We start from the raw sequence: 16049 nt of genomic DNA, 5'->3' as shown, positions 1-16049 counted from the left end.
TTCCGAACCCGGAAGCTAAGCCCTTCAGCGCCGATGGTACTGCACTGGTGACGGTGTGGGAGAGTAGGACGCAGCCGGACAACCATTCCAGAAAGGGCCCACCAACACACTTGGTGGGCCCTTTCTCATTGTCTCGGGAGAATTTCTCCCGGAAGACATTCTCGTAAGCCGCGCGGCGGCGCCGATAGACTGGCGCGCCGCCTGCCGGCATCCGACGACCGAGAGGACCACCAGGTGTCCGACGACGACCAGCGCCGTGGGGGAGCGTCCCGCTCCGACCGTGGCGGCAGCGACCGCCGCCCCTCGAGCGGAGGCCAGGGCGGCCCCCGCCGTGGCGGGAGCGGTGGCGGACGCGGTCAGGGCGGTGGTCCGCGCGGACAGGGTGGGCGTGGTGGAGCTGGCGCTCCGCGGCGCAGCGCCGGTGGCGACGCCCGGCGGGGTGCCGGCAGCGGCGCCCGCCCGGCCGACGGGCAGGAGCGTGGCGGCAGCCGGCTCGCGCCGAAGAGCCCGCGGCTGCCCGAGCCGCGCATCCCCGACGAGGTGACCGGCAAGGAGATCGACCGCAGCGTCCACCAGCAGCTGCGGACCCTCTCGAAGGAGAACGCCGACGGCGTCGCCAAGCACCTCGTCATGGTCGCCGTCATGCTCGAGGCCGACGAGATCGATGCCGCGATGGCCCACGCCGAGACCGCGGTCCGCCGGGCGGGCCGGGTGCCCGCCGCTCGCGAGGCGCTCGGCATGGTCGCCTACCGGACCGGCGACTTCGCGCGTGCGCTCACCGAGTTCCGCACCGTTCGCCGCCTCAGCGGGTCCTCCCACCTCCTGCCGCTCATGGTCGACTGCGAGCGGGGGCTCGGACGGCACGACCGCGCGCTCGAGCTCGCGGCGTCCCCCGAGGCCAAGACGTTGACCGCCGCGGAGCGCCTGGAGCTGGCCATCGTCGTCTCGGGCATCCGGCGCGACCTCGGGCAGCTCGACGCGGCGCTCCTCGCGCTCCAGGTGCCGGCGCTCACGCAGGGCCGCAAGGCCGGTGCGCACCGTCTGCAGTACGCCTACGCCGACACGCTGCTGGCCCTCGGCCGCACCGACGAGGCGCGCGAGTGGTTCCACAAGGTCGTCGACGCCGACACCGACCTCGAGACCGACGCCGTCGAGCGCCTCGAGGAGCTGGACGGCGTCGTCCTCGAGGACTTCGGCGACGACGAGGAGCTGGCCCCGGAGCCCCCGGCGTGACCACGCTGGCCGCGCGCTACCGCGCGCTGGTCTGCGACCTCGACGGCGTGGTCTACCGAGGCCCCAGCGCCGTGCCGTACGCGGTCGAGGCGCTGTCGGCGCTCGACCGTCCCGTCGTCTACGCGACGAACAACGCCTCCCGCCGTCCCGCGGACGTGGCGCAGCACCTGCGCGACCTGGGTCTGGACTGCGCACCCGAGGACGTGGTGACGAGCAGCCAGGCCGCTGCGTGGCTCCTGGGCGAGGCGGGGACCGCGCCCGGGGCCCGTGTGCTGGCCGTCGGGGGCGCCGGGGTCGCCGACGCCCTCGGCGAGGCCGGCTTCACCGCGGTCCGCCGGGTGGGAGAGGGCGAGGGCGCCGTCGCCGCGGTCGTGCAGGGCTACGGCCCGGACGTCACCGCCGCCGACCTCGCCGAGGCCGCCTACGCCGTCGAGGACGGTGCCCGGTGGGTGGCCACCAACACCGACGCCACCCTGCCGACCGACCGGGGCGTCGCCCCCGGCAACGGCTCGCTCGTCGGCGCCGTCGCCCGCGCGGTGGGTCACGAGCCGGACGACGTCGCCGGCAAGCCCCGGCCGCCGCTGTACCTCCTCGCCGCGCGACGCCTCGGGCTCGAGGCGGCGCAGGTGCTCGCCGTCGGCGACCGCCTGGACACCGACATCGAGGGCGCCGTCAGCGCCGGGGCCGAGTCGCTGCTCGTGCTGACCGGCGTCGACGACCTCGACGCCGTGCTCGCGGCGCCCGCCTCGCGTCGGCCGACCTGGGTGGCACCGGACCTGCGGTGGCTGCACGACGCGCCGGGGGACGGCGAGGGCTCCCTCGAGGCGCTGGCGGGCGCCGTCCGTGCGGTGCACGAGGCGCGCGACGCCGGGGACTCCTCCCGCGCCGAGGGCCTGGCCGACGCGGCCCGTCACCTGCTGGAGCGGTTGGCCGACCGGTAGCGTGGGGCTCCCCGCGGCCGACCCGCCGCACGACAGCAGGAGGACCCCATGGCCAAGCGCTCCGTCCGCGCCTACGTCGAGCTCGCCTCCGGGCTCGGTGAGATGACGCGCGCCCGCGCCGTCGAGGCGGCCCACGAGATCGTCGTGCTCGCCGGGTCGGCGGGCTCGAAGTCCAAGGTCGCCAAGCAGGCCGAGAAGCTCGCCGGGGACCTGCTCTCCGCGGCCGAGCAGAACCGTGCCCAGGTGGTCGGCCTCGTGCAGCGCGAGGTCGAGTCCGCGGTCGAGCGCGTCGACCTCGGTCGGGTGCTCGGGGAGGTCCAGGGCCTCGCCGCCACGGTCGCCGGCCTCGCCGCCCGGGTGGACGAGCTGGCCCGCTCGGCGGGGATGCGCTCGGGCCTGCCGGGCGCGGGCCTCGTCGAGACGGCCGAGCCCGCCCTGGCTCCGCCGCCGGTCACGTCGTCCCGCCCGGCTCGCCCGGCACCGCCGCGCACCCGCCGCACGAGCGAGCCGGCGTCGTCCGCCCCGACCACGAAGGCGACTGCGAAGAAATCCACCGCGAAGAAGTCGACGGCCACGAAGACGTCGGCCCCGACGAAGAAGACGACCGCGAAGAAGACGACCGCGAAGAAGTCGACGGCCACGAAGACGTCGGCCCCGGCGAAGAAGACGACCGCGAAGAAGTCGACGGCCACGAAGTCCTCGGCCCCGGCGAAGAAGTCCACCGCGAAGAAGTCCACCGCGACGAAGTCGACGGCCACGAAGTCCTCGGCCCCGGCGAAGAAGTCCACCGCGAAGAAGTCGACGGCCAAGAAGTCGACGGCGAAGAAGACGACGGGAGGCGCTGCGTGAGCGAGCAGACCCCTGCCCCGGTGACCGAGGCACCCGAGACCGGGGACCCGGCCATCGACGCGACGCTGCGCGACCTCGCAGCCGTCCCGGCCGACGACCTCGACGGCCGGCTCGCGGCCGGCGAGGAGGTCCAGCGCACGCTGCGCCAGCGCCTCGGCGACCTGGGCGGCTGACATCGCGCGACTCGATGCCGAGCTCGTCCGGCGCGGCCTGGCCCGCTCGCGCGGGGAGGCCCGGGACCTCGTCGCCGACGGCCTCGTGCGGGTCGACGGCGAGCCGGCCCGCAAGCCGTCGACCCCGGTCGGGCCCGAGACCGCGCTCGAGGTCGACGCCGCGGCCCCCCGCTGGGTGGGGCGGGCGGCGCACAAGCTGCTCGCGGCCCTCGCGCTCTGGGGCCCGCACGGGCTGACGGCCGACGGACGGCGCTGCCTCGACGTCGGGGCGTCGACCGGGGGCTTCACCCAGGTGCTCCTCGCGCACGGCGCCGCACACGTCGTCGCGCTCGACGTCGGGCACGGGCAGCTCGTCGCGGAGCTCGCGGACGACCCCCGGGTCGAGGACCGGTCGGGCACGAGCGTGCGCGGCCTCACCGCGGACGCCGTCGGGGGCCGCGCGGACCTCGTCGTCGCCGACCTCTCCTTCATCTCGCTCACGCTCGTGGCCGCCGAGCTCGCCGGGCTCGTGACCGAGGACGGTGACGTCGTCGTCCTCGTCAAGCCGCAGTTCGAGGTGGGTCGGGCGAAGCTCGGGCGGGGCGGCCTCGTCACCTCGCCCGCCGACCGGGCCGTCGCGATCGAGGCGGTCCACGGCGCGTTCCTCGGGGTCGGCCTGCACACCCGGGCCCTCGCCCCGAGCCCGATCACAGGCAGCACGGGCAACGTCGAGTACCTCCTGTGGGCGCGGTCGGACCCGTCGGACACAATGAGCCTCGAGGAGGTCCGCGCGAGCGTGCGGGCGCTGACCGAGCAGGGCGGAGGCTGACGATGACCGGTGCGACCCGACGCGTGCTCCTCGTGACGCACGCGTCCCGCGCCGACGCGCAGGAGCTCGCGGCTGCCGTCGCGACCCGGCTGCTGTCGGCCGGGATCGGTGTCTGCGCACCGGAGTCCGACCTCGTCGACACGCCGCTGTCGCGCGTCGACGGCGTCGGTGCCATCGCGGAGGACGAGCCGGACATCGGCTGCGAGCTCGTCTGCGTCCTCGGGGGCGACGGCACGATCCTGCGCGGCGCCGAGCTCTCCCGCGGCTCCGGCGTCCCGCTGCTCGGGGTGAACCTCGGCCACGTCGGCTTCCTCGCCGAGGCCGAGCGCGACGACCTCGACGCCACGGTCGAGCGCATCTGCGCCCGCGACTACACCGTCGAGGAACGACTGACCCTCGAGGTCACCGTCCGCCGCGACGGCGCGACCGTCTTCTCGTCGTGGGCCCTCAACGACGTCTCCGTCGAGAAGGCCGCCCGCGAGCGGATGCTCGAGCTGACCGTCGAGATCGACGGGCGACCGCTGTCGACGTGGGGCTGCGACGGGGTGGTCGTCGCCACCCCGACCGGCTCCACCGCGTACGCGTTCTCGGCCGGCGGCCCGGTCGTCTGGCCCGACGTCGAGGCGCTGCTGCTCGTCCCCATCAGCGCGCACGCCCTCTTCGCCCGGCCCGTCGTCGTCGGGCCCCGCTCGCACCTCGCGGTCCAGCTGCTCGCCGACTCCGACGCCTCCGCCGTGCTCTGGTGTGACGGCCGCCGCGCCGTCTCGCTGCCACCCGGGGCCCAGGTCGAGGTCCAGCGCTCCGAGCAGCCGGTGCGCCTCGCGCGGCTCGACACGGGCAGCTTCACCGATCGCCTCGTCGAGAAGTTCGCCCTGCCCGTCCACGGCTGGCGCGGCGCGGCCCGCCAGCGCCAGGCGAGCGAGGGCCCCGGCCGGTGATCGAGGAGATCCGCATCCGCGACCTCGGTGTCATCGACGACGCCGTGCTGCCGCTGCACCCCGGCCTCACCGTGCTGACCGGTGAGACCGGCGCCGGCAAGACGATGGTCGTCACCGGGCTCGGCCTCCTCCTCGGCGGCCGCGGCGACTCCGGGCTTGTGCGGTCCGGCACCGACCGGACGGTCGTCGAGGGCGTGGTCGACCTGCCCGAGTCCCACCCCGCGATGGTGCGGGCCGCGGAGGCGGGCGCCGATGTCGCCGACGGCCTCGTCCTCGTCCGCACCGTCCAGGCCGACGGCCGCTCCCGTGCCCACGTCGGAGGGCGGGCCGCGCCGGTCGGCGTGCTCGGGGACCTCGCCGAGCACCTCGTGGCCGTCCACGGGCAGGCCGACCAGTGGCGGCTCCGACGGGCCGACGAGCACCGCGAGGTCCTCGACGCGTTCGGCGGCGACCCGGTCGCCGGAGCCCTCGCCACCTACCGCGAGGCGCACACCGGGCTCGTCGCCGTCGAGGCCGAGCTCGCGGCGCTGCGGACCGCGGCCGAGGAGCGGGCGCGCGAGGCGGAGTCGCTGCGCGTCGGGCTCGAGCGGATCGAGGCCCTCGACCCGCAGCCGGGCGAGGACGACGAGCTGCGCGCCGAGTCCGAGCGGCTCGGTCACGCCGAGGAGCTGCGCGACGCCGCCGGCGCCGCCCACGAGATCCTCAGCGGCGAGAGCGAGACCGCCCTCGAGACCCCGGCCGTCCTCGAGGCGCTCGGTGCGGCGTCGGCCCGCATCGCCCACGCGTCGGCGGCCGACCCGGCCCTCGCCGCGATCGGTGCCCGCGTCGACGAGCTGCGCTACCTCGCGGCCGACGTCGCCGCCGACCTCGGGGCCTACCTCGCCGACGCCGACGTCGACCCCGCCCGCCTCGAGCAGGTGCAGCAGCGGCGCGCGGCCCTCACCGAGCTGACCCGCCTCTACGGCCCCGGCGTCGACGACGTCATCGCCTGGGGCGGACGCGCCGCCGTCCGGGTCGCCGAGCTCGAGGGCACCGGCGACCGCATCGACGAGCTCGCGGCCCGGCTCGAGGACCTGACCGCCCGGCGCGCCGACGCCGCCAAGGCGCTCTCCGCCGCCCGCCGCGCCGCCGCGGAGGCGCTCGGCACCCGCATCACCGCCGAGCTCGCCCACCTCGCGATGGGCTCGGCCACCGTCACCGTCGCCGTCGAGGACTCCGGGCGCTTCGGCGCGGACGGGCGCGACTCCGTCGAGGTGCGCCTGGCCGCCGGGCCGGGCACGACGCCCCGCTCGGTCACCAAGGCAGCCTCGGGCGGTGAGCTCTCGCGGGTCATGCTCGCCCTCGAGGTCGCGACCGCCGACGCCGGCACCTCCGTGCCGACCTTCGTCTTCGACGAGGTCGACGCCGGGGTGGGCGGCCGGGCGGCGCTCGACGTCGGGGCGCGGCTGGCCGCCCTGGCCCGGCACGCCCAGGTCGTCGTCGTCACCCACCTCGCGCAGGTCGCGGCGCACGCCGACCGGCACCTCGTCGTCGAGAAGTCCGTCGACGGGCACGTGACCCGCAGCATGGTCCACGCCGTCGAGGGGGAGGACCGCGTCGCCGAGCTCGCGCGGATGCTCGGGGGCTCCGGCACCGACGCCGCCCTCGAGCACGCCCGCGACCTGATGGCGCGCGCTCGCGCCTGAGCGCGTCTGGCACGATGGTGCAGATGTCCATCCGCCTCACGAGCCGCCGCGACCGGGACCCCACCGAGGGCTCCGGCCCCGCGCGCGTCGACCGGCGGACGAAGAACCTCACGAAGCGGCTCAAGCCGGGCGACGTGGCCGTCATCGACCACGAGGACATCGACCGGGTCAGCGCCGAGGCGCTCGTCGCCTGCCGCCCCGTCGCCGTCGTCAACGCCGCGTCCTCGATCTCGGGGCGCTACCCGAACCTCGGCCCGGAGATCCTCGTCGAGGCGGGCATCCCGCTGCTTGACGCCGCCGGCCCGGACGTCATGACCATCAAGGACGGCACGCCGCTGCGCCTCGAGGAGGGGCGCCTGCTCCTCGACGACGGCCGGGCGGTCGGGGACGGCACGCTGCTGACCTCCGACGCCGTCCAGGCGGCGATGACGGAGGCGCGCGCCGGCCTGTCGGCCGAGATCGAGGCCTTCGCCGAGAACACGATGGACTACCTGCGCAAGGAGCGCGAGCTCCTCTTCGACGGCGTCGGCGTGCCGGACGTGCGCACCGACCTGGACGGCCGCCACGTCCTCATCGTCGTGCGGGGCTACCACTACAAGGAGGACCTCGAGATGCTCAGGTCCTACATCCGCGAGTACAAGCCGGTCCTCATCGGCGTCGACGGCGGCGCCGACGCGCTCGTCGAGGCCCGGCACACCCCCGACATGATCGTCGGGGACATGGACTCGGTCTCCGACAGCGCCCTGACCAGCGGCGCCGAGATCGTCGTCCACGCCTACCGCGACGGCAACGCCCCCGGGGTCGAGCGCGTGCGCGCGCTCGGGGTGGACCCGGTCGTCTTCCCCGCCACCGGCACGAGCGAGGACGTCGCGATGCTCCTCGCCGACGACAAGGGCGCCGAGCTCATCGTCGCCGTCGGCACCCACGTCACCCTGGTCGAGTTCCTCGACAAGGGCCGCTCCGGGATGGCCAGCACGTTCCTCACGCGCCTGCGCGTCGGCGGCAAGCTCGTCGACGCCAAGGGCGTGAGCCGTCTGTACCGCACCCGCATCTCGTCGCTGAGCATCGTGCTCATGTTGTGCGTCGCCGTCTTCGCGCTCGGCGCGGCGCTGTGGTCCACCACCGGTGGCCGCGCGCTGCTCCAGATCCTCGCCGCGAAGGTCGACGACCTGTGGACCGCCCTCGGAGGAGTGCTCGGGTGATCGACTTCCGCTACCACATCGTCTCGATCGTCTCGATCTTCCTCGCCCTGGCGGTGGGGATCGTGCTCGGCGCGGGTCCGCTCCAGGGCGAGATCGGCTCGACGCTCCAGAACGAGATCGCCGGGCTGCGCACCGACAAGGCCGACCTCAACAGGCAGCTGACGACCGCCCGCGCCGGCACCGAGGCCCGCGACTCCTTCCTCGACGCCGTCTCCGGGCGCGTCTACGGCGGCGCGCTGCGCGACCGCACCGTCGCCGTCGTCGTCATGCCCGGCTCGGACGCCGCGGTCAACGAGTCCGTCACCGCCGCCCTCGGCACCGCGGGCTCGCGCGTCACGTCGACGACGACGGTCACCGATGACTGGGTGAGCACCGACGCCACCACGGTCGCCGCGCGCGACGAGGTCGTGGGCCAGGTCGCCACGAGCACCGGCGTCGACACCTCGGCCGGCTCCGCCGCCCCCCGTGACCTCCTCCTCGCGACACTGCTCACACGCACCGCCCCGGCGGGGGACGACGGCCCCGACGACACGACCGCCCGCACCGGGCTCGAGACCCTCGCCGACGCCGGGCTCGTCTCGGTGGACGCCGAGTCCTTCGCCCGGGCCGACCTCGTCGTCGTCGTGGCGGGCACCGTCGCCGACGGCGACGCCGCGGCCCGGACGGCGACCGCGCAGCAGTGGGTCGCCCTCGCCTCGGCGCTCGACGCCCGGTCCCGGGGCGTGGTCGTCGCCGCCGACCTCGCGGCCCAGACCGAGGGCACCTCGGTCCTCACCGTGCTGCGCGACACGGCGGCCGCCACCCGCAGGGTCTCCTCGGTCGACGACGCCGGCTCGCCGCTCGGCGTCGCGAGCGTCGTGTTCGCCCTCGTGCAGCAGGACGGCGGCAGCGCCGGTCAGTACGGGCTCGGGGCCGGCACCGACGCCGCCTACGCGCCCGTCCCCGCCTCGGCCGCCACCCCGTGACCCCGCTCCGCCGGCTCGCGGCCGGGGTCGTCGGCGCCGGCGTGGGAGCAGCGTCCTTCGCCGCGATGACGCGCGCGGTCCGCTCCCCGCGCTGGACCCGGACCAACCACGCGGGCGACCCGGTGACGCTGCTCGAGGGCCCCGCCTGGGTGCTCGCCGGCGCCGCCGGGGCGGCTGCGGGCGGCTCCCTGCCGGGCGTCGTCGCCGCCGCCGGTGCCGGTGCCTTCGGGGCGCTCGACGACCTCGCCGGCGACGGCTCGTCCAAGGGCCTGCGCGGTCACCTCGGCGCCGCCGCGCGCGGCGAGCTGACGACGGGCGTCGCCAAGATCGGCGGGCTCGCGCTCACCGGCCTCGTGGCGGCCGCGCTCGCCGACCGGGGTCGCGACGACGTCGGCGCGCTCGACACGCTCGTCGGTGGCGCGGTCGTGGCCGGCGCCGCCAACGTCGCGAACCTGTTGGACCTGCGGCCCGGGCGCGCCCTCAAGGCAACCATCCTCGCGGCGCTGCCGCTCGGCCTGGCCGCCGACGGGCGGGGCGCCGGCGCGGCGACCGCCGCCGTCGGCGCCTCCCTCGGCGTCGTGCGCCCCGACCTGGCCGGTCGGGCGATGCTCGGGGACACGGGGGCCAACGCGGCCGGCGCCCTCGTCGGCGCGGCCCTGCTGGAGCGCTGCGGGCGCCGTGGTCGGATCGGCGCCCTCGCGGTGCTCGTCGCCGCGACGCTCGCCTCCGAGCGGGTCAGCTTCACCGCCGTCATCGAGTCCACGCCGGGCCTGCGCGAGCTCGACGCGTGGGGCCGGCCCGCCCGATGACCCGCCAGCGCGCGGCCCTCGGCATCGCCGGGGCGGCCGGGCTCATCGCCGCCGTCACCCTCCTGGCCCGGGCGGCCGGCTTCACCCGGATCCTCGTCTTCGCGGGCTCGGTGCGGGCCGAGGGCGTCGGGTCGGTCTACCAGAGCGTCAACGCCATTCCGAACGTCCTCTTCGAGGTCGCGGCCGGCGGCGTCCTCGCGGCGGTCGCCGTCCCCCTCATCGCCCACCGGCTCGGGGCGGGGGAGCGCGAGCACGCCGACCGGCTCGCGTCGGTGCTCCTCAGCTGGGCGCTCGTCGTCCTCGTCCCGCTCGGGGCGCTGCTGTGGCTCGCGGCGCCCCTGCTGGCCGACTGGCTCGTGCGCGCGTACGACCCGCGCACCCACGAGGTCGCGACGACGCTGCTGCGCATCTTCTCGGTCCAGGTGCCCCTCTACGGCGTCGGGATCATCCTCGTCGGCCTGCTCCAGGCGCACCGTCGCTTCCTCGCCGCCGCCCTCGCGCCCCTGGTCTCCTCCGTCGTCGTCCTCGGCTCCTACCTCTGGTACGGCCACCTGACCGGGGGGGCGACCGCCCCGTCGGCCGTCGGCGACGACGCCATCGCCGTCCTCGGCTGGGGCACGACGCTCGGGGTCGTCGTGCTCTCCCTGCCCCTCCTCGTCCCGGCGCTCGCGACCGGCTGGCGCTGGCGGCCCGGCCTTCGCCTCGAGCGCGAGGACGCCGTCCGCATCCGGGCCCTCGCCGGCGCCGGGGTACTCGCCCTCGGGGCGCAGCAGGTCGCGGTGCTCGTGACGATGTGGCTGGCCAACCACTCGGGCACCGACGGCGCGTTCGCCGTGTACCAGTACGCGCAGGCGGTCTACCTCCTCCCGTACGCGGTCCTCGCCGTGCCCGTGGCGACGAGCGCCTTCCCGGCGCTCGCGACGAGCACCGGGGCGGGGGAGGACTCGAGCGCGACGCTGGCCCGCTCGCTGCGGGCGGTGCTCGTCCTCACGGCGCTCGCCGCCGGGATGCTCGTCGCCGCTGCGCCGCCGATCGGGGCCTTCTTCACCGTCCTCGACGCCCGCCAGGGCGCGCAGGGAGCCAGCCCCGAGGCCCTCGCCGCCCTCGCCCCGAGCCTCACCGCCTTCGCGCCCGGGGTCGTCGGCTTCGGGCTCACCGCGCTGCTGACCCGGGCCCTCTACGTGCGCGGGCGCCCGCTCGACGCCGCGATGGCCGTCTCGCTCGGTTGGGCGGTCGCGGCGCTCCTGCCGCTCGTCCTCGTCGGCCCCGACCGGGGGGCCACGACGACCCTGCGGTGGGTCGGGCTCTCCTCGACCCTCGGGATGACCCTCGCGGCCGTCCTCCTCGTGGTCCTCGTGCGGCGCAGCTGGGCCCCGGAGGTGACCCGGGGCCTCGCTCGCACGACCGGCGCGGCGGTCGTCGCCCTGGCCCTCGCGCTCGTCGTCGGAGACCTCGTGACCCGCGGCCGGACCTACGACGGCCTGCTCGACGCCGTGCTCTGGGGCCTCGCGGCCGGGGGCGCGGCGCTGATGACAGGACTGCTCGCGATCTTCTACGGTGACCGTCGGGCGATGGGGGCCGTCCGCGACCGAGGCCGGGCCCGCCGCCGTCGGGGAGGAGAGGACACGACGTGAAGGTGCTCCTGGTCATGGGGACGAGCGCCGGGGGCGTGGGCACCCACGTGCGCGCCCTCGCCCGGCTGCTCGAGGCCGACGGCCACCAGGTCGTCGTCGCGGCGCCCGCCGAGGCCGCCGACCGCTTCTCGCTCCTGGAGTCCGCCACGCTCGTCGAGCTCGACCTCTCCGACCGGCCGCACCCGGCCCGCGACGCCACGGCCGTCCGGTCCCTCGCCGGCCCGGTGCGCGGCGCCGACGTCGTCCACGCCCACGGCCTGCGCGCCGGCGCCGTGGCCGTGCTGGCCGCGGCGCGCAGCGGGGTCCCCGTCGTCACGACCCTGCACAACGCGGCGCCGGCGGGCCGGCTGTCCGCGGCCGTCTACGCCGGCCTCGAGCGCGTCGTCGTGCGCGGGTCGGACGCGGTGCTCGGCGTCTCGGCCGACCTCGTCCAACGGGCCGCCCGGCTCGGTGCGCGGCGCACCGGTCTCGCCGTCGTCCCGGCGCCGCCGTTCCAGCCCGCCCGACGCGACCGGTATGCCGTCCGGGCCGAGCTCGGGCTCGACGCCCGCACGTCGCTCGGTGTCGTCCTCGCGCGCCTGGCCCCGCAGAAGGGGCTGCACCGGCTCCTCGACGCGCACCGCGAGCTCACCGACCTCGACCTCGTGACGGTCGTCGCGGGGGAGGGGCCCCAGCACGACGAGCTCCAGCGCCGGATCGACGCCGAGGGGCTGCCGGTGCGTCTGCTCGGGCGCCGGGGCGACGTGCCCGACCTGCTCGCCGCCGCCGACGTCGTCGTCTCCAGTGCGGTGTGGGAGGGCCAGCCGGTCGGGCTCCAGGAGGCCCTGCACGCCGGCGCGGCCATCGTCGCCACGGACGCGGGTGGCACCGGGGCGGTCGTCGGCGACGCCGCCGTCCTCGTCCCCGTCGACGACGCGACGTCGCTCTCCCGGGCCATCCGCGACGTCGTGACGCACGGCGCGGTGCGCGACGACCTGCGCTCGAAGGCCGTCGAACGGGCCGACCACCTGCCCTCCGACGCCGACGCGCTGGCCGCCGTCCTCGACACCTACCGCGGGCTCGGCGCGGCATGACGTATCGTTGAAGCCCGTGGTGCTCCAGACGACGAAACAGATCTTCGTGACCGGAGGCGTCGCCTCCTCGCTCGGCAAGGGGCTCACCGCCTCGAGCCTGGGGCACCTGCTCCGCGCCCGCGGGTTGCGGGTGACGATGCAGAAGCTCGACCCGTACCTCAACGTCGACCCCGGGACGATGAACCCGTTCCAGCACGGAGAGGTCTTCGTCACCGACGACGGCGCCGAGACCGACCTCGACATCGGCCACTACGAGCGCTTCCTCGACGTCAGCCTCAAGGGCAGCGCGAACGTCACGACCGGGCAGGTCTACAACCGGGTCATCACCAAGGAGCGCCGCGGCGAGTTCCTCGGCGACACCGTCCAGGTCATCCCGCACATCACGAACGAGCTCAAGGAGCGGATGCGGGCGCAGGCCGCCGGCTCCCCGGGCGTCGACGACGCCGACGCGCCCGACGTCATCATCACCGAGATCGGCGGCACCGTCGGCGACATCGAGTCGCTGCCCTTCCTCGAGGCCGCCCGCCAGGTGCGCCACGACCTCGGCCGCGACCACGTCTTCTTCCTCCACGTCTCGCTCGTGCCCTACCTCGCGCCGAGCGGCGAGCTGAAGACCAAGCCGACCCAGCACTCCGTCGCCGCGCTGCGCCAGGTCGGCATCCAGCCCGACGCGCTCGTCCTGCGCGCCGACCGCGAGCTGCCCGAGTCGATCAAGCGCAAGATCAGCCTCATGTGCGACGTCGACAACGAGGCCGTCGCGGCGGCCGTCGACGCCCCGAGCATCTACGACATCCCCAAGGTGCTGCACCGCGAGGGCCTCGACGCCTACGTCGTGCGCCGGCTCGGCCTCGTCTTCCGCGACGTCGACTGGACCCAGTGGGACACCCTCCTCGAGCGGGTGCACCACCCCGAGCACGAGGTCGAGGTCGCGCTCGTCGGCAAGTACATCGACCTGCCCGACGCCTACCTGTCGGTGACCGAGGCCCTGCGCGCCGGTGGCTTCCACCACGACGCCAAGGTCAACATCCGGTGGGTCGCCTCCGACGACTGCTCGACCGAGGCCGGGGCGCAGCGCGCGCTCGGCGGGGTCGACGCCGTCCTCGTGCCCGGCGGCTTCGGGGTCCGCGGCATCGAGGGCAAGGTCGGCGCCCTGCGCTGGGCGCGCACCCACGGGGTCCCGACGCTCGGCATCTGCCTCGGCCTGCAGTGCATGGTCATCGAGTACGCGCGCTCCGTCGCCGGCATCGAGGGCGCGAGCTCGACCGAGTTCGACCCCGACAGCCCCGCCCCGGTCATCGCGACGATGGAGGAGCAGAAGGCGTTCGTCGAGGGCGCCGGCGACCTCGGCGGCACGATGCGCCTCGGCAGCCAGCGGGCGGACCTCAGGGCCGGCTCGGTCGTCGCGCAGGCCTACGGCGCGACGAGCGCGGACGAGCGCCACCGCCACCGCTACGAGGTCAACGAGGGCTACCGCGCGCAGCTCGAGGAGGCCGGGCTCGTCATCAGCGGGACCCACCCCGAGCTCGGGCTCGTCGAGTTCGTCGAGCTGCCGCGCGAGGTGCACCCGTACTACGTCTCGACCCAGGCGCACCCCGAGTTCAAGTCGCGCCCGACCCGCGCGCACCCGCTGTTCGCCGGGCTCGTCGGCGCGGCCATCGAGGAGCAGCGCGCGTCGCGGCTCGTCGAGGTCGAGCGACCGCGCAGCGCCGAGCCGGCCGACGCGCGTGCCTGAGCCCCTCGAGGACCGCCTCGAGCGCCGGCCCGTCGTCGGCACCCGCCTCTCCTTCGAGGGCCGGGTCTGGGACGTCCGCACCGACGAGGTCGACCTCGGCGAGGCCGGTGTCGTCGTCCGCGACTACGTCGAGCACACCGGTGCCGTCGCGATCCTCGCCCTCGACGAGCAGGACCGCGCGGTCGTCATCCAGCAGTACCGGCACCCCGTCGGGGCGTTCGACTGGGAGATCCCGGCCGGCCTGCTCGACGTCGACGGCGAGGCGCCCCACCTCACCGCGGCCCGTGAGCTGCACGAGGAGGCCGACCTGACGGCCGGCACCTGGTCGACCCTCGTCGACCACTGGTCCTCGCCGGGCGGCTCCTCCGAGGGGCTGCGGATCTTCCTCGCCCGCGACCTCGCCGAGGTGCCCGAGGGCGAGCGGCACGACCGGACGGGGGAGGAGCTCGGGATGCCCGTGCGCCGCGTCCCCCTCGACGAGCTCGTGGCTGGCGTGCTCGCCGGCCGGCTGCACAGCCCGACGCTCGTCATCGCCGTGCTGGCCGCCGAGGCCCTGCGCGCCCGCGGCTGGGCGGGCCTGCGCCCCGCCGACGCGCCGTGGCCCGCGCGCAGCCCGGGGCGACGCCGGGGGGTGTGAACGGTCACCCTCCGGGGTACGGGGCGTCACGTGGGAGTCACCGGGGCGTGGGACGATGGGCTCGTGGCCGAGACCTTCGGAGCGGGACGGGGCAACGCCGCCTGGCTCAAGGTGTCGGGCGGCTCCGACGAGGCCCTCGACCGTGACGCGCGCTGCCCCTGCGGCGGACGGCCCGAGGGCGCGAGCTTCGCCGAGTGCTGCGGGCAGGCCATCGAGGGCAACCGGCCGGCGCCGACCGCCGAGACCCTGATGCGCTCGCGGTACACGGCGTACGCGCTCGCCGACGGCGACCACCTCTTCCGGTCGTGGCACCCGCGCACGCGTCCCGAGCGGGTGGACCCCGAGCCGTGGGTGCGCTGGGTGGGCCTCAAGGTGCTCGACGTCGTCGACGGCGCGCCCGACGACACGACGGGGGTCGTCGAGTTCCGGGCCGGCTGGGTCGCCGGGGAGGGCGCCACCCGGCAGCGCGGTGACGTGCACGAGCGCAGCCGCTTCGAGAAGCGGGCCGGTCGCTGGTTCTACGTCGGACCCGTCGACGCGGGGGCCTGAGGCGTGCAGATCGAGAACGTCGTCCTCGACGCGGCCGACCCGCACGTGCTGGGTGGCTTCTGGGAGTCCCTGCTCGGCGGCCGCCGGGTCACCGACGAGCCGGACACCGTCGAGGTGCGGATCTCGCCGGAGGGGGCGCCGGTCCTCGACCTCTGCCTGACCACGGTGCCGGAGGCCGCGCCGTCCCACCCGCGCCTGCACCTCGACCTGCTCGGCGGCGACGCGCAGGACGAGGTCGTGGTGCGCGCCCTGGCGCTCGGTGCCCGCCGCCTCGACATCGGCCAGGGCGACGTGCCGTGGGTCGTGCTCGCCGACCCCGAGGGAAACCCGTTCTGCGTCATGGAGTCCCGGCCGGATTACCGCGCCGGCAGCCCCGTCGCGGCCCTCCCGCTCGACAGCGCCGACGTCGAGCGTGACCTGCGGTTCTGGACCGCGCTCTCGGGCTGGGCCCCCGTCGCGGGGGTCGAGCCCAGCGCCCTGCGCCACCCGAGCGGGCACGGCCCGCTGCTGGAGATCTGTCCCGAGGTGCGGCCCAAGCCCGCGGGGGAGAAGAACCGGCTGCACCTCGACGTGCGGCTCGAGGGCGCCGAGCGCCTCGACGACGCCGTCGAGCGCGCCCTCGACCTCGGCGGCACCCTCGTCGAGCACGACTGGGGACCGCTGCCCTGGCGCGTGCTCACCGACCCCTCGGGCAACGAGATGTGCTTCCTGCCCTCCCGGGGCTGACGCCCGGCGCCGCGCCCCGGGTGGGGCGGGAATCTCGGTTCGGGCGGGGAGCGGGGCTTCCGTAGGATGGCCGTCGGCCGTCCCGCGGCCACCTC

At 75.9% G+C, this 16049-nt stretch carries 16 protein-coding genes and 1 rRNA gene; all 17 read left to right on the top strand.

The annotated features are described in order from the left end of the window. A 5S ribosomal RNA gene (rrf, locus tag KMZ30_RS22725) occupies positions 1–80 on the top strand; the annotation flags it as partial. 154 nt (positions 81–234) lie between these two features. Further along, a complete protein-coding gene (locus KMZ30_RS16250; protein ID WP_226902886.1) occupies positions 235–1233 on the top strand; it encodes a tetratricopeptide repeat protein in 999 nt (332 codons plus the stop codon). Next, positions 1230–2174 carry an HAD-IIA family hydrolase gene (locus tag KMZ30_RS16245; RefSeq protein ID WP_215513626.1) on the top strand — a complete coding sequence of 315 codons (945 nt, stop codon included), beginning with the start codon at positions 1230–1232 and terminating at the stop codon, positions 2172–2174. The genes KMZ30_RS16250 and KMZ30_RS16245 overlap by 4 nt, the downstream gene beginning before the upstream one ends. Positions 2175–2222: 48 nt before the next feature. Next, positions 2223–3023: a hypothetical protein gene (locus KMZ30_RS16240; RefSeq protein WP_215513627.1), complete on the top strand. Its 801-nt coding sequence runs from the start codon at positions 2223–2225 to the stop codon at positions 3021–3023. Next, positions 3020–3196 (top strand): hypothetical protein, encoded by a 177-nt coding sequence (locus KMZ30_RS16235; RefSeq protein WP_215513628.1) that lies wholly within the window; start codon positions 3020–3022, stop codon positions 3194–3196. Before KMZ30_RS16240 ends, KMZ30_RS16235 begins: the two co-directional genes overlap by 4 nt. A 1-nt stretch (position 3197) precedes the next feature. After that, positions 3198–4004, top strand: a complete 807-nt coding sequence (locus KMZ30_RS16230) for a TlyA family RNA methyltransferase (protein ID WP_215513738.1) — start codon at positions 3198–3200, stop codon at positions 4002–4004. A 2-nt stretch (positions 4005–4006) separates the two neighbouring features. Continuing rightward, positions 4007–4942 (top strand): NAD kinase, encoded by a 936-nt coding sequence (locus tag KMZ30_RS16225; protein ID WP_215513629.1) that lies wholly within the window; start codon positions 4007–4009, stop codon positions 4940–4942. Next, positions 4939–6627 (top strand): DNA repair protein RecN, encoded by a 1689-nt coding sequence (gene recN, locus KMZ30_RS16220; protein ID WP_215513630.1) that lies wholly within the window; start codon positions 4939–4941, stop codon positions 6625–6627. Before KMZ30_RS16225 ends, recN begins: the two co-directional genes overlap by 4 nt. A 23-nt stretch (positions 6628–6650) precedes the next feature. Next, entirely contained in the window at positions 6651–7829 is a 1179-nt protein-coding gene (steA, locus tag KMZ30_RS16215; RefSeq protein ID WP_226902888.1) for a putative cytokinetic ring protein SteA, read from the top strand. Next, positions 7826–8794 carry a copper transporter gene (locus KMZ30_RS16210; protein WP_215513632.1) on the top strand — a complete coding sequence of 323 codons (969 nt, stop codon included), beginning with the start codon at positions 7826–7828 and terminating at the stop codon, positions 8792–8794. Before steA ends, KMZ30_RS16210 begins: the two co-directional genes overlap by 4 nt. Further along, positions 8791–9603, top strand: a complete 813-nt coding sequence (locus KMZ30_RS16205) for a hypothetical protein (RefSeq protein WP_215513633.1) — start codon at positions 8791–8793, stop codon at positions 9601–9603. The genes KMZ30_RS16210 and KMZ30_RS16205 overlap by 4 nt, the downstream gene beginning before the upstream one ends. After that, entirely contained in the window at positions 9600–11237 is a 1638-nt protein-coding gene (gene murJ / locus KMZ30_RS16200; protein WP_215513634.1) for a murein biosynthesis integral membrane protein MurJ, read from the top strand. Before KMZ30_RS16205 ends, murJ begins: the two co-directional genes overlap by 4 nt. Further along, positions 11234–12310: a glycosyltransferase family 4 protein gene (locus tag KMZ30_RS16195; RefSeq protein WP_215513635.1), complete on the top strand. Its 1077-nt coding sequence runs from the start codon at positions 11234–11236 to the stop codon at positions 12308–12310. The genes murJ and KMZ30_RS16195 overlap by 4 nt, the downstream gene beginning before the upstream one ends. Positions 12311–12329: 19 nt before the next feature. Then, positions 12330–14042, top strand: a complete 1713-nt coding sequence (gene pyrG, locus KMZ30_RS16190; RefSeq protein WP_215513739.1) for a CTP synthase — start codon at positions 12330–12332, stop codon at positions 14040–14042. Further along, positions 14035–14679 (top strand): NUDIX domain-containing protein, encoded by a 645-nt coding sequence (locus KMZ30_RS16185; protein ID WP_215513636.1) that lies wholly within the window; start codon positions 14035–14037, stop codon positions 14677–14679. The genes pyrG and KMZ30_RS16185 overlap by 8 nt, the downstream gene beginning before the upstream one ends. A 63-nt stretch (positions 14680–14742) precedes the next feature. Further along, positions 14743–15228, top strand: a complete 486-nt coding sequence (locus tag KMZ30_RS16180; protein ID WP_308279815.1) for a YchJ family protein — start codon at positions 14743–14745, stop codon at positions 15226–15228. Between the two features lie 3 nt (positions 15229–15231). Continuing rightward, positions 15232–15954, top strand: a complete 723-nt coding sequence (locus KMZ30_RS22425) for a VOC family protein (protein WP_215513637.1) — start codon at positions 15232–15234, stop codon at positions 15952–15954. The last annotated feature ends 95 nt before the right edge of the window (positions 15955–16049 follow it).

This window comes from Phycicoccus mangrovi, from assembly GCF_018729305.1.
In the GTDB taxonomy this organism is placed as follows: Bacteria; Actinomycetota; Actinomycetes; order Actinomycetales; family Dermatophilaceae; genus Phycicoccus; species Phycicoccus jejuensis.
The sequence above is the reverse complement of the archived record's forward strand: the minus strand, read 5'-3'. Positions and strand labels throughout refer to the sequence as shown.

Excerpts from the sequence above, each read along its gene's own strand:
- KMZ30_RS16240 (WP_215513627.1), top strand. The coding sequence starts at position 2,223 with ATGGCCAAGCGCTCCGTCCGCGCCTACGTCGAGCTCGCCTCCGGGCTC.
- KMZ30_RS16225 (WP_215513629.1), top strand. The coding sequence starts at position 4,007 with ATGACCGGTGCGACCCGACGCGTGCTCCTCGTGACGCACGCGTCCCGC.
- steA (WP_226902888.1), top strand. The coding sequence starts at position 6,651 with ATGTCCATCCGCCTCACGAGCCGCCGCGACCGGGACCCCACCGAGGGC.
- murJ (WP_215513634.1), top strand. The coding sequence starts at position 9,600 with ATGACCCGCCAGCGCGCGGCCCTCGGCATCGCCGGGGCGGCCGGGCTC.